This window comes from Mycobacterium sp. IDUB_24 (assembly GCF_055419385.1).
In genome coordinates, this window is sequence record NZ_JBVAXO010000001.1 from 788,870 (window position 1) to 802,257 (window position 13,388).

General features: G+C 69.1%; 10 protein-coding genes. 7 read left to right on the top strand and 3 right to left on the bottom strand.

Annotated elements, in window-relative coordinates:
* Nucleotides 1-61: 61 nt before the first annotated feature.
* Together ACZYZF_RS03905 and ACZYZF_RS03910 are read left to right on the top strand one after the other, a co-directional pair.
* Entirely contained in the window at nt 62-967 is a 906-nt protein-coding gene (locus ACZYZF_RS03905) for an LpqN/LpqT family lipoprotein (protein ID WP_463743439.1), read from the top strand.
* Nucleotides 968-1,025: 58 nt separating this feature from the next.
* Nucleotides 1,026-1,376: a hypothetical protein gene (locus ACZYZF_RS03910; RefSeq protein ID WP_463743438.1), complete on the top strand. Its 351-nt coding sequence runs from the start codon at nt 1,026-1,028 to the stop codon at nt 1,374-1,376.
* A gap of 18 nt (nt 1,377-1,394) precedes the next feature.
* Here ACZYZF_RS03910 and ACZYZF_RS03915 read toward each other — a convergent pair whose 3' ends face one another.
* Complete coding sequence (locus ACZYZF_RS03915; RefSeq protein WP_463743437.1) at nt 1,395-2,000, bottom strand: YqgE/AlgH family protein; 606 nt, start codon at nt 1,998-2,000, stop codon at nt 1,395-1,397.
* Nucleotides 2,001-2,088: 88 nt separating this feature from the next.
* On the opposite strand from ACZYZF_RS03915, the gene ACZYZF_RS03920 reads away from it, so the two are divergent.
* A complete protein-coding gene (locus ACZYZF_RS03920) occupies nt 2,089-3,372 on the top strand; it encodes an MFS transporter (protein ID WP_463743436.1) in 1,284 nt (427 codons plus the stop codon).
* Nucleotides 3,373-3,395: 23 nt separating this feature from the next.
* The gene (locus tag ACZYZF_RS03925) at nt 3,396-4,172 is read left to right on the top strand and encodes a TIGR03084 family metal-binding protein (RefSeq protein WP_463834590.1); all 777 of its coding nucleotides are present in this window, start codon (nt 3,396-3,398) and stop codon (nt 4,170-4,172) included.
* A 79-nt stretch (nt 4,173-4,251) separates the two neighbouring features.
* Here ACZYZF_RS03925 and ACZYZF_RS03930 read toward each other — a convergent pair whose 3' ends face one another.
* The gene (locus ACZYZF_RS03930; protein WP_463834591.1) at nt 4,252-4,746 is read right to left on the bottom strand and encodes a pullulanase; all 495 of its coding nucleotides are present in this window, start codon (nt 4,744-4,746) and stop codon (nt 4,252-4,254) included.
* A gap of 18 nt (nt 4,747-4,764) precedes the next feature.
* Nucleotides 4,765-6,246 (bottom strand): CCA tRNA nucleotidyltransferase, encoded by a 1,482-nt coding sequence (locus ACZYZF_RS03935; protein ID WP_463834592.1) that lies wholly within the window; start codon nt 6,244-6,246, stop codon nt 4,765-4,767.
* Between the two features lie 84 nt (nt 6,247-6,330).
* Between ACZYZF_RS03935 and ACZYZF_RS03940 the strand changes: the two genes are divergently transcribed.
* The 3 genes from ACZYZF_RS03940 to murJ are packed head-to-tail and all read left to right on the top strand — an operon-like array spanning nt 6,331 to nt 13,315.
* Nucleotides 6,331-7,134 carry an NUDIX hydrolase gene (locus ACZYZF_RS03940; protein ID WP_463834593.1) on the top strand — a complete coding sequence of 268 codons (804 nt, stop codon included), beginning with the start codon at nt 6,331-6,333 and terminating at the stop codon, nt 7,132-7,134.
* The gene (locus ACZYZF_RS03945; protein ID WP_463743431.1) at nt 7,131-9,632 is read left to right on the top strand and encodes a DUF6049 family protein; all 2,502 of its coding nucleotides are present in this window, start codon (nt 7,131-7,133) and stop codon (nt 9,630-9,632) included. The genes ACZYZF_RS03940 and ACZYZF_RS03945 overlap by 4 nt, the downstream gene beginning before the upstream one ends.
* A complete protein-coding gene (gene murJ, locus ACZYZF_RS03950; RefSeq protein WP_463743430.1) occupies nt 9,632-13,315 on the top strand; it encodes a murein biosynthesis integral membrane protein MurJ in 3,684 nt (1,227 codons plus the stop codon). The genes ACZYZF_RS03945 and murJ overlap by 1 nt, the downstream gene beginning before the upstream one ends.
* The last annotated feature ends 73 nt before the right edge of the window (nt 13,316-13,388 follow it).

Here is a 13,388-nt window from a genome sequence, read left to right on the forward strand (position 1 = left end):
GTCTCGGCGCCTAGTGGATGTGGTCCCCAGGTGGGGGCACGGTTTGCAGGAGGAACAAGCGATGATCGAGTTGACCAGCCGGTGGCGGGTGCTGGCAGCGGGCACGGCCGTCGGTGTGGCCGGGGTCGTCGGTCTCACCGGTCAGACCGCCTCGGCCGAACCCCTCCTTCCGGTTCCCAGCGTCCCCGGCCCGGTGACCGTGACCCAGACCGTCACGGTCGCCCCCGCCGCGGCGCCCATCGCTCCGGCCGCTCCGGTGTCCCCGCCGGCACCCGGCGTCCCGGGCGCGGCAGCCAACGCCGTTCCCGCGGTCGCCGCGCCCGCCCCACCGGCCCAGACCATCAACCCGGCCGCCTCGGGGACCCTTGCCGATTTCTTCAAGGCCAAGGGCGTGAAGATGGAGCCTCAGGTCAGCCAGGACTTCAAGGCGCTCAGCATCGTGCTGCCACTGCCGCAGGGCTGGACCAAAGTGCCCGATCCCAACGTTCCCGATGCCTTCGCGGTGATCGCCGACCGGTCCAGCACCGACCTCTACACCCCCAACGCACAGGTCGTGGTCTACAAGCTCGTAGGCAATTTCGACCCGGTCGAAGCCGTCAGCCACGGCTACGTCGACACCCAGCAGTTGCAGAACTGGCGTCCCACCGACATGGCCATGGGTGACTTCAACGGCTTTCCATCGGCATTCATCGAAGGTAGCTACCTGTCGGGTAGCCAGGTGCTCAACACGTCACGCAGGCACATCCTTGCCACCGCGGGCCCCGACCATTACCTGGTGTCGTTGTCGGTGAACTCCTCGGCCGCCAACCAGGGTGTTTCCGCGGCTGCCGACGCCGCCGATGCGATCGTGTCCGGGTTCAAGGTCAGCGCGCCGGCCCCGGCCGCTCCCCCGCCGCCAGCTACTCCGGCCCCGGCCGCACCCGCGCCGCAGCCGGGTTTGCCCCAGCTCCTGGGCCTGCACGGCTGAGGTACCGGACCCCGCCCCGACCTCGCAATACCGACCGGCGCCTCGTATTGTGTGGCGCATGCTGATCGCCGCGCTGCTGTGTTTGAGCGCCGCCGTCATCGTCGGTGTGTTCGGGCTGTGGTTGTTGACCAGGCCTCGCACCGGTGATCCCGTGCGCTCGGTTCTGAGGGCTGTGGCCCCGACTCAACTGGCCGCTGCGGTCATGCTCGCCGCGGGCGGAGCCGCCGCCCTGGCCGCCGCGCCCCACACCGGGCTGATGGTCGTCATGGTGTGCATCATCGGTGCGGTCGCCACGGTCGCCGCCGGCTGCTGGCAGAGCGCCAAGGCCGTCGCGGCGGCGGAGGCAAGCGCCGGTTCGGGAGCGGACTGCGCCGGCTCATGCGCCAGCTGCACCCTTTCGTGCAAGTAGCCGGCCTGTCAGTAGAGGCTAGTTGCGGCTGACGTCGATCGGGTGGGTCGCCAACAGCGACATCGGCAGCGGCTGACGACGCAGTACCCGGCCCCACAGATCGGTGCGCGGCTCGATCAGCACATCCGATGGCAGCGCCGAGAGCACGATCCAATCGTCCCGCTCGATCTCGCCGTCCAGTTGGCCGATGGTCCAGCCGGAGTACCCGGCGAATATCCGCACGCCCTCGATGATCGGGGCCAGGTTGTCCGGGTCGGCGTCGAGATCCACCATCACCACGCGGCCCTGCACGTGCCGCAGTCCGGGAACACCGTCCGCCTGCATGCCGACCCGCAACGTCGCCAGACACAGCGCCGAGTCCCGCTTGACCGGCCCGCCGATGAACATCGTCTTGGGTTTGGTGGTGAGCTTCGCCCACTGCGGCAGCACGTTGTAGACCGCCGTCTCGCTGGGCCGGTTCAACACCACACCGAGGGTGCCGCCGGCGTTGTGCTCGACGATATAGATGACGCTGCGCCGGAAGGTCGGCTCGAGCAGATCGGTATTGGCCAGCAGCAGCGTGCCCGGTCGTACCCGATGCGCCGCAGGCGCGATGAAATCCTCCGGGTCTTCTGAGTGCGCCACGTCTACATAATGGCACCGCGATTGCCGAGACGTGGCGAACAAGCCCGGGCGCGGTCGGATTTCGGCTGCGCTTTGTACTGTTGATCGGGTGGTTCATGCTCGCGCTCCCCGTGCCCTGTGGGACTCGTTGCGTGGCATGACCGAATTCCGCCGGCTGCTGGAGCTGCGTGCGGTCAGTCAGTTCGCCGACGGTCTCTTCCAGGCCGGCCTGGCCGGTGCCATCCTGTTCAACCCGGAGCGGCAAGCCGAGCCGTGGCAGATCGCCATGGCGTTCGCAGTGATGTTCCTGCCGTACTCGGTGCTCGGCCCGTTCGCCGGGGCGCTGCTGGACCGCTGGGACCGGCGCCTGGTACTCATCGGCGCCAACGTGGGGCGGCTGATCGTGGTGCTGGTGGTCGGTGCGCTGCTGTCCTTCGGTGTCGGCGACGTGCCGATCCTGTGCTGTGCCCTGATCGTCAACGGGTTCACCCGGTTCGTCTCGTCGGGTCTGTCGGCCTCGCTGCCCGATGTGGTGCCGCAGGACCGGATCGTCACGATGAACTCGGTGGCCACCGCGATCGGCTCGCTGGCGGCGTTCCTCGGTGCGGATTTCATGCTGCTGCCGCGCAAGCTGTTCGGTGCCGACGACACCGGCGCCTCGGTGGTCATGTTCATCGTGGCGCTCCCGGTGGCGTTGGCGTTGTGGCTTTCGGTGCGCTTCGGACCGCACGTGCTGGGTCCGCACGAGAGCAAACGCGCCATCCACGGCTCTGTCGCCTACGCGGTGTCCACCGGCTGGGTGCACGGTGCCCGCACCGTGTGGGCCGTGCGGCCCGTCGCCGGAACCCTGGCCGGGCTCGCCGCACACCGGATGGCGTTCGGGATCAACTCGCTGCTGGTGCTGGTAATCGTCCGGCACACCGACAACCCCGATGTGACCGGGCTGGGGCTGGGGAGCGCGGTGCTGTTCATGGCATTCGGAGGCATCGGACAGTTCGCGGCGACGGTGGCGGCCCCGGCGGTGATCGCCCGGTTCGGGCGCTATGCGACGGCCAACGGCGCGTTGGGCCTCGCCGTGGTGATCCAGCTGGTGGCGCTCGGGTTGCAGGTACCGGTGATGCTGGTCTGTGGCCTGCTGCTCGGCGCGGCCGGGCAGTTGGTGAAGTTGTGCGCGGACTCGGCGATGCAGATCGACGTCGACGACGCCCTGCGCGGTCACGTGTTCACCGTGCAGGACGCGCTGTTCTGGATCTCGTTCGTCGTGGCGATCGCGGCGGCGGCCGTGGTGATACCCGCCGATGGACACTCACCCGGCCTGGTGGCCGCCGGGTCCGTTGCCTATCTGATCGGGCTCGGACTGCATGCCGCGGTGGCATCCCCGAAGCGGGTGTGATCGCCCGGTCTAGGCTGACCGCCATGGTGAGCGCCGAGCCGATCGTGGCCGACCTGTCCGCCGAGAGCGACGAACTCGATGCCCTGGTGGCCGGTCTCCCGCCGGAGGGCTGGGCCACCGCCACGCCGGCCGAGGGCTGGACCATCGCCCATCAGATCGCCCACCTCTTGTGGACCGATCGGGTGTCGGTCATCGCCATCACCGACCGGGCCGGCTTCGACGCCGTCCTCGCCGAGGCGCTGCAGAACCCGACCGGGTTCGTCGACGCCGCGGCCGAAGAGCTCGCGCTCACGCCACCCGAGCAGTTGCTCGCTGAGTGGCGTGAGACCCGCACGAGACTGCACACCGAACTCGTGAACGTCGCCGAGGGTCGCAAGCTGCCGTGGTTCGGCCCGCCCATGAGCGCGACCTCGATGGCCACCGCTCGGATGATGGAGACCTGGGCGCACGGTCTCGATGTCGCCGACGCGCTCAACGTGCATCGGCCCGCCACCGCGCGGCTGCGTTCGATCGCCCATATCGGGGTTCGCACAAGGGATTTCGCGTTCACCGTGCACGGCCTGACGCCGCCGGCCGCCCCGTTCCGGGTCGAGCTGCGCGCACCCGACGGCTCGCTGTGGGAGTGGGGACCACACGACGCGCAGCAGCGCGTGACGGGATCGGCCGAAGACTTCTGCATGCTGGTGACCCAGCGCCGGGCACCCGCCGAACTGGATGTGACCGCGGTGGGCGACGACGCCGCCAAGTGGCTGACCATCGCGCAGGCCTTCGCCGGGCCTCCGGGCGCCGGACGGGGCTGAACGCGCCACTGCCGAAATTCGATTCTGCGCTGAGGGCGCGGAAGTTCGAGAGACCCACGCCCTCACCGCAGAGTCACGCTCAGGACACCGAGTCTGCCCGCCCGTCCCCGTCGGTGTCGGCCAGCTTCATGTCCCAACGACCGTCCCCGTCGGTGTCGACGTACGCCGATTCCCCGGCCATCACCCGATCGGCCCGCCCGTCTCCGTCAGCGTCGATCAGCCGGTCGTCGGCTGTGCCGTCACCGTCGAAATCCACGAGCGGCCCGCCGGCGGCCTGCTCGACCCCGTCGAGCCCGAACCACCGCACCTGTCCGGACCGGTCCACGCTCACCGCCCAGGTCCCTGAACCGTCGTCGGAGAAGTAGCTCTCGGCGTGACCGTCGTCGTCGGTATCGAGCACCGCGCGCTCGGCGCTGCCGTCCCCGTCGAAATCACCCATCACATCGTCGATCCGGCCGTCCCCGTCGACATCGAGTCCGATGCCGTCGAAGCTGCCGTCGCCGTCCACATCCACATCGGGCACGCCGGTGAAGATGGTCGCGGTCCCGTCCGGGTCACCCAGGCAGTAGTCCATGACTGATCAGACGCACGATCAGCTCCTGGCGTTCCACCATTTCAGCAATTCGTCGATGGCCTGCTCACGGGACAGCGGTCCGTGGTCGAGCCGCAGCTCTTTGAGGTACTTCCAGGCCTCGCCCACCTGGGGGCCCGCCGGGATCCCGAGGATCTCCATGATCTCGTTGCCGTCGAGATCCGGCCGGACCCGCTGCAGGTCCTCCTTGGCCGCCAGTTCGGCGATCCGGTTCTCCAGATCGTCGTAGTTGGCCTGCAGCCGTGCGGCACGGCGCTTGTTCCGCGTCGTGCAGTCGGCCCGGACCAGCTTGTGCAGCCGGCTCAGCAGCGGACCGGCATCGGTGACATAGCGACGCACCGCCGAGTCGGTCCACTTGCCCGTGCCCTTGTCGTCGGCGTAGCCGTGGAACCGCAGATGCAGGTACACCAGCTGCGACACATCGTCGACCATCTGCTTGGAGTACTTGAGCGCCCGCATCCGCTTACGGGCCATCTTCGCTCCGACCACCTCGTGGTGGTGAAAGCTGACGCCGCCGTCGGATTCGTGCTTGCGCGTGCCCGGCTTGCCGATGTCGTGCAGCAGTGCGGCCCAACGCAATACGAGGTCGGGGCCTTCAGAACCCTCAAGTTCCACTGCCTGTCGCAGAACCGTCAGCGAATGCCAGTACACGTCCTTGTGCTGATGGTGTTCGTCGATGGCCATCCGCATCTCGCCGACCTCGGGCAGCACCACCTCGCCCAGCCCCGTCTGCACCATCAGATCGACACCGGCCACCGGATCGGCACCCAGCAGTAGCTTGTCCAGTTCGGCCGCGACCCGCTCGACGGTGATGCGCTCCAGCTGCGGGGCCATCTCCAGCAGCGCCTCGAGCACCCGCGGCGCCACCCCGAACCCGAGCTGCGAAACAAATCGGGCAGCGCGCAACATCCGCAGCGGATCGTCCCCGAACGACACCTCCGGCGCCGACGGGGTGTCGAGCACCTTGGCCTGCACCGCCGCCAAACCGCCCAAGGGGTCGATGAAGTCGCCGACCCCGCCTGGCTGATCTGGTGCGATGCGCACCGCCATGGCGTTCACGGTGAAGTCGCGGCGCACCAGGTCGTCGTCGAGGTTGTCGCCGAACTCCACTGTCGGATTCCGCGACACCTGGTCATAACTGTCGGCACGGAACGTGGTGATCTCGAGGCGGTGCTCAACCTTGCCCACGCGCTTGCCCACACCGATCGTGCCGAATGCGATCCCGGTATCCCACAGCGCATCGGCCCACGGCCGCAGAAACTTCAGCATCTGCTCGGGACGGGCATCGGTGGTGAAATCGAGATCACTGTGATCGGTCAGCCGGCCCAGCAGCGCATCGCGCACACTTCCGCCGACCAGATACAGCTCGTGGCCCGCTTCAGCGAACAACACGCCGAGTGCGCGGAGCACCTCGGCGCGGTGGTTCAGGGAGACCAGTGCGCCGGCCAGCAATTCGGCATCAGTAACAACAGCGTCGGACACGTTCGATGAGCCTAATGCTCCCGGTGTGGTCACAACCGGCGAGTGCGGCAGGAGGCCAACCTCGTGGCAGCTACTATCGCTTGGGTGTCGGACGGCGAACAGGCCAAACCACGACGGCGCCGCAGCCGGCGTCGTGGCCGTCGTCGTGCACAAAGGGCGGCGGGACCGCCGGCGGGTGATCAGACCAACGATGCCGCCGCCACCAGCGAAGCAACCGTCGATGCGGCCAATCCCGCGCCGACCCCGCGTGACCAGTCCAAGCAACACAAGTCGCGGCCGCGTCGGCCACCGGAGCGGCTACGCACCGTGCACGAGACCTCGGCCGGAGGTCTGGTCATCGACGGAATCGACGGCCCCAAGGACACCCAGGTGGCAGCGTTGATCGGCCGGGTCGACCGGCGCGGCCGGATGCTGTGGTCCTTGCCCAAGGGGCATATCGAACTCGGCGAAACGGCCGAGCAGACCGCGATCCGTGAGGTTGCCGAAGAGACCGGCATCCGCGGCGACGTGCTGGCCGCGCTCGGCAGCATCGACTACTGGTTCGTCACCGAGGGACGCCGCGTCCACAAGACCGTGCATCACTACCTTCTGCGCTTCCAGGGCGGCGAGCTCTCCGACGACGACGTCGAGGTGACCGAGGTCGCCTGGGTCCCGCTGCGGGATCTGGCGTCCCGCCTGGCGTACGCCGACGAGCGCAAGCTCGCCGAGGTGGCCGGCGAGCTCATCGACAAGCTGCACACCGACGGACCGGGCGCTCTGCCGCCACTGCCCCGCAGCGCGCCCCGGCGGCGTCCCCAGACCCACTCGCACGCCCGCAGTCACCGCCGCGACGAACCCGCACAACCCCAGCCCCGCCGGCGCACGAACGGATGCGGACAGGGTCCGTGACCGCGGCCCCGGTGGTGCGCCGAGGGGTTTCCCTCCTGGCGCACACAGTGGTGCTTGTGGCGGTGATGTTGTTGTTCTCGGTGTGGTCCACCGCCGCGCTGCCAGTCCTTCTGCCCCGCGCAGGCGCAAGTGAACCGGGAGCGACTCCGTTCCTCCAGATCCGCATCGACCGCGTCACCCCCGACGTCGTCACGACCACCAGCGAAACAGTGCTGACGGTCAGCGGGGCGGTGCTCAACGTCGGTGACCGTCCGGTGCGCGATGTGGACATCCGGATGGAACACGCGCGGGCGGTGACTTCATCGAGTCAGCTACGCACCGACCTCACCGGGGACGTCGACCGATTCGAGCCCGTAGCCGACTTCGTCACCGTGGCACCCGAGATGCAGCGCGGCCAATCGGTTGCCTTCACATTGTCCTATCCGCTGCGCGCCGAAGGCCCGGGATCGCTGCACATCACCGAACCCGGTGTCTACCCCGTGCTGCTCAACGTCAACGGGACACCGGACTACGGTGCTCCCGCCAAGCTCGACGACGCCCGCTTCCTGCTGCCGGTCCTCGGGGTGCCGCCCGACCGGCCAGAAGGCAATGCGCCCGACGCCGGTGAATATCCGATGTCGGCCGCGGACACGCTCAACTCGGTGGTACCGCCCGACACCTCGCAGCCGGTGCGGATGACCATGCTCTGGCCGCTGGCCGACCGGCCCCGGCTGGCCCCGGGCGCCCCCGGCGGCACCACGCCGGTGCGCCTTGTCGACGACAGCCTCGCCGCGTCCCTGGCCCCGGGCGGGCGCCTCGACACCCTGCTGGCGGCCGCCGACTTCGCCACCGGACCGACCGTCGACTCCGGCGGCCAGATGCGTGCCACCTTGTGTCTTGCCGTCGATCCCGATCTGCTCGTCACGGTCAACGCGATGACCGGCGGCTACGTCGTCAACGACGGACCCGACGCCGGTGCCCGCACCCCGACGCGGCCCGGCACCGGCCAGGAAGCGGCCGTCGGTTGGCTGAACCGCCTGCGCGCCCTGGCCGGGCGGCTGTGCGTCGCACCGACCAACTACGCGCAGGCCGACCTGACCGCACTTCAACGGGTCGGCGACCCGGGTTTGAGCGCGATCGCGACCAACGGTGCCGGCGACATCGTCGATCAGATCCTGGGCGCCACCTCGATCCGGGGTGCCAGCATCCTGGGCGACGGGCCGCTCACCGGCCCCGCCCTGGACCTGCTGGCGGCCCAGGGCCAGACAGTCGCCATCTCGGCCACCCAGATCACCGCCCAGGACTCGGCTACCGGCGCCCCCGAGACCGCCGATGTCACGCCGCTGCGATACGGGCCCGAGGTGGTGGCGGCCGGATTCGACCCGGCCGTGGGTGCCGCCCTTGCCGGTGCCGGCACCGACCCGGTGGCGCCGTCCTACCTGGACCCGTCGCTGGAGATCCCGGTCCGTCACGACTCGCAGACCGCGCGCCGTCAGGATGCTCTGGGCGCACTGCTGTGGCGGGGGCTCACGCCCACCGAGGAACCGCGGACCCAGATCCTGATGCCACCGTTGGTGTGGTCGCTGGACGCCGACGACGCGCAGGCCATCCTGACCTCGGTGGCCACCACGATCCACGCCGGGCTGGCTGTGCCGCGCCCACTGCCCGCGGTGATCGCCGAAAGCAACGCCGTGCCACCCGAACCCGTACAACCCCCGCCGCCGGATTCCCTCGGCAACCCCCGCAGTGGCGTCGACGAGAACATCAGCGGCGGCATCGCGGCGGTGATCAGCCGGCTGTGGGGGCTGACCGCCGCGCTGACCACCGATGAGCGCACCGGGCTGACCGGCATGCAGTACACCGCACCGCTGCGGGAGGACACGCTGCGGGCGCTGAGCCAGTCGGTGCCACCGGAGGCCCGCGAAGGGTTGGCCGAGCAGCGGTTGCAGACCGTCAACCGCAGTGTGAACGACATGTTCGGCGCGGTGCGGATCGTCAACCCCGGCGGGGCCTACACGCTGGCCACCGAGCGCAGTCCGCTGCCGCTGGCGCTGCGGAATGACCTGCCGGTGCCGGTACGGGTCCGGCTCCACGTCGACGCACCTCCCGGCATGAGCGTCACCGACATGGGCGAGATCGAGCTGCCGCCCGGCTATCTGCCCCTGCGGGTACCGATCGAGGTGCACTTCACCCAGCGGGTGGCCGTCGACGTGAGCCTCCAGACCACCGACGGCCTGACGCTCGGTGAGCCCGTCCGGTTGTCAGTGCATTCCAACGCCTACGGCAAGGTGCTGTTCTTCATCACGCTCTCGGCCGGGGCCGTGTTGGTGGCGCTCGCCGGACGCCGGTTGTGGCACCGCTTCCGCGGCCAGCCCGACCGCGCGGACCTCATTCCGCCGGGCGAACACCCTGACCCGCTCGACGTCGCCATGGCGTTCACCAATGACGTCAGCACCGACGGCGGGCCCGACACCCCGCCTTCCCCGCCGGTGCCCGCGACGAGTCCGGACCGGCCCTGATGACCTCGCCCGACCAACCAGCGGCCCGGCCACCGGGCCCGCGGCGGATTCCGCATGCGACCGGCCCGATCCGCCCCGCCGGGCGCGCCGAGCTGTCCGACGCCGCAGTGGTGTCACGGTCGTGGGGCATGGCCTTCGCCACGCTGATCTCCCGCATCACCGGGTTCTTCCGGTTCGTTCTGCTGATGGCTCTGCTCGGCGGAGCGTTGACCAGTTCGTTCTCGGTGGCCAACCAGCTCCCCAACATGGTGGCCGCGCTGGTGTTGGAAGCTACCTTCACCGCGATCTTCGTGCCGGTCCTCGCCCGCGCCGAACGCGACGACCCCGACGGCGGCACCGCGTTCGTGCGGCGGCTGGTGACCCTGGCCACCACGCTGCTGTTGGTCACCACCGTGCTCTCGGTGCTGTGCGCGCCACTACTGGTGCGGCTGATGTTGGGCAGCGATCCGAAGGTCAACAATCCGCTGACCACCGCATTCGCCTACCTGCTCTTGCCGCAGGTGTTGTTCTACGGCCTGTCGTCGGTCTTCATGGCGATCCTCAACACCCGCAATGTGTTCGGTCCGCCGGCGTGGGCCCCGGTGGTCAACAACGTGGTGGCGATCGTGACCTTGGGCCTCTTCGTCCTGGTGCCCGGGGAGTTCTCGATCGATCCGCCCCACATGGGTACGGCCAAGCTGTTGGTCCTCGGAATCGGCACCACCCTGGGCGTGGTCGCCCAAGCCGCGGTGCTGCTCGCGGCGATCCGCGCCGAGCGGATCAGCCTGAGGCCGCTGTGGGGCATCGACGCCCGCCTCAAGAAATTCGGCACGATGGCCGCGGCCATGGTGCTGTATGTGCTCATCAGCCAGATCGGCCTGATCGTCGGCAATCAGATCGCCAGCGGGGCAGCCGACACCGGGCCCGCCATTTACAACTACACCTGGCTGGTGTTGATGCTGCCGTTCGGGATGATCGGCGTCACCGTGCTGACCGTGGTGATGCCGCGCCTCAGCCGCAATGCGGCCGCCGACAACATCCCGGCCGTGCTCGACGATTACTCCCTGGCCACCCGGCTCACCATGGTGACGCTGATCCCGGTGGTGGCCATGATGACCGTCGGCGGGCCCGCCATCGGCAGCGCACTGTTCGCCTACGGCAACTTCAGCGCCACCGACGCCGGCTACCTCGGCATGGCGATCACGCTGTCGGCCTTCACGCTCATCCCCTATGCGCTGGTACTGCTGCAGCTGCGGGTGTTCTACGCGCGGGAGAAGCCGTGGACACCGATCGGCATCGTCGTGGTGATCACCGCCGTCAAGATCATCGGTTCGATCATCGCGCCCCACCTGACCGACAACCCCAACATGGTGGCCGGTTACCTCGGACTGGCCAACGGACTGGGATTCATGGCCGGAGCCGTGATGGGTTACGTGCTGCTGAAATCCGACCTGCGTCCGCGCGGGGGCCGGCTGCTGCGCGACGCGGTGATCCGCACGATCCTGGTGACCATCGCGGCGTCGTTGATCGCCGGCCTGGTGGCCCATGCCGCCGACCGACTGCTCGGGCTGGACTCGCTGACCGAGCATGCCGGCGCCGCGGGTTCGTTGCTGCGCCTGGTTGCACTCGGCGTGATCATGGTCCCGATCATCGCCGGCGTGATGCTCGCCGCCCGGGTTCCGGAGGCGCAGTCTGCGCTGGCCATGGTCCGCCGCCGGCTCGGACGGGGGCGTCTCGCACCTCAGCCGGCAGCCGGACAGGTAGCCATGCAAACAATTGCGCCGCCCGTCGGGCCTCATCCTGCGGGGCCCGTCACGTACCCTGATCAGAGGAATTCTTCTCCCACTGAGTGGCCGTCAAGCCCGGCAGCCGCCGGGGGCGGGACTCCGGCAGGCGTTGCCGGAGCGGGGATGTGGAAAGGATCACCGGTGACCGACGAATCTGCGGACGGCCCGGCACTGGACGACACCTCGAGTTCCGGGATGACAACCGATACGACGAAGTTGCCGCGCCCGGCCGCCGACGAGTTCCACCCGGACGTGACACCCCCCGAGCCTGCCACGCCGTCGGACGAGGGCCCCGGATCCGGCGAACCCGCCGCGAGCCGCTCGAACGGGGCGGCCCGGTCGACCACCGACTACGGTGGCGATCCGACGCGCGAGCCGATTTCGTTCGCCCCGCCGCACGACGCCGCCCTGGAAACGGCCGATGGCGATGTGCACCTCATCCCCGGGGCCACCATCGCCGAGGGCCGCTACCGGCTTCTGGTGTTCCACGGCGGTCCGCCGCACCTGCAGTTCTGGCAGGCGCTCGACACCGCGCTGGACCGCCAGGTGGCGCTGACCTTCGTCGACCCGGATGCCACCATGCCCGACGCGCAGGTGCAGGAGATCCTCTCGCGCACCCTCAAACTCAGCCGTATCGACGTTCCCGGTATCGCGCGGGTCCTCGATGTGGCTCACAGCGGATCGGGCGGGCTGATCGTCTCGGAGTGGATTCGCGGCGGCTCGCTGGCCGAGGTCGCGGATACCTCTCCCTCCCCGATCGGCGGGGCGCGCGCCATCCAGTCGCTCGCCGCCGCCGCCGAGGCCGCGCACCGCGCCGGAGTGGCCCTGTCGATCGATCACCCCGGCCGGGTGCGGGTGAGCATCGAAGGCGATGTGGCACTGGCCTTCCCGGCCACCATGCCCGACGCCACGCCCGATGACGACATCCGCGGCATCGGCGCGGCGCTGTACGCGCTGCTGGTCAACCGCTGGCCGCTGCCGGAGTCCGGATCACGTAGCGGGTTGGAGCCTGCCGCCCTGGATCCGGCCGGGCAGCCGGTCGAACCACGCGCCGTCGACCGCGACATCCCGTTCCAGATCTCAGCGGCGGCCGCCCGCGCGGTCCAGCCTGGTGGTGGAATTCGAAGCGCTCCAACCCTTTTGAACCTGCTACAACAGGCCACCGCGATCGCCGATCGTACCGAGCTGCTGGGTTCGGTCGAGGAGACGCCCGTCCCGGCCGCTCCGGTCCGCGCGCACGAGACCCCAGAGGAACACGAAGCCGCCGAGGCCCGGCGCCGCAAGGGCGTCATCATCGGGGTGAGTGTGGGCGCCGCCATCATCTTGGTGGCGCTGCTGGTGCTGGCTTCGGTCCTCAACAGCATATTCGGTGACGTCGGCGGGGGACTCAACCGCGACGAACTCGGCCTGAATGCACCGTCGTCGAATAGTGAAGAGAATCAGGGCGATTCGTCGGCCGCCACCGGAAGCACGGTGAAACCCGTACGGGCAACCGTGTTCTCACCCGAAGGTGAAGCCGATTCGCCCGCCACGGCCGGGCAGGCCATCGACGGCAATACCGGCACCGCGTGGTCCACCGACACGTATTCGGACCCAGCCCCGTTCCCCGGGTTCAAGAACGGCGTCGGCCTGATGCTGCAACTGCCGCAGCCGACGACGATCGGCTCGGTCACCCTCAACGTGACCAGCACCGGCACCTCGGTCCAGATCCGCTCGGCCCAGACGGCTACCCCGTCGTCCCTGTCGGACACCACCGAACTGAGCCCGACGACACCGCTCAAGCCCGGCTCCAACACCATCTCGGTGAACAAAGCGTCGTCCACCTCCTACGTGCTGGTGTGGATCTCGACGCTGGGCACCGTGGACGGCAAGAGTCGCACCGACATCTCCGAGATCACTCTCAAAGCAGCCTCCTGAGCTGTCATCCCCAGCCCGGATAGCTTGTTGACCTGGCGATATAGCAAGCCCGGCAAACAAGTGTCCGGGCCTG

Excerpts from the sequence above, each read along its gene's own strand:
- ACZYZF_RS03905 (WP_463743439.1), top strand. The coding sequence starts at position 62 with ATGATCGAGTTGACCAGCCGGTGGCGGGTGCTGGCAGCGGGCACGGCC.
- ACZYZF_RS03925 (WP_463834590.1), top strand. The coding sequence starts at position 3,396 with ATGGTGAGCGCCGAGCCGATCGTGGCCGACCTGTCCGCCGAGAGCGAC.
- murJ (WP_463743430.1), top strand. The coding sequence starts at position 9,632 with ATGACCTCGCCCGACCAACCAGCGGCCCGGCCACCGGGCCCGCGGCGG.
- ACZYZF_RS03930 (WP_463834591.1), bottom strand. The coding sequence starts at position 4,746 with ATGGACTACTGCCTGGGTGACCCGGACGGGACCGCGACCATCTTCACC.
- ACZYZF_RS03910 (WP_463743438.1), top strand. The coding sequence starts at position 1,026 with ATGCTGATCGCCGCGCTGCTGTGTTTGAGCGCCGCCGTCATCGTCGGT.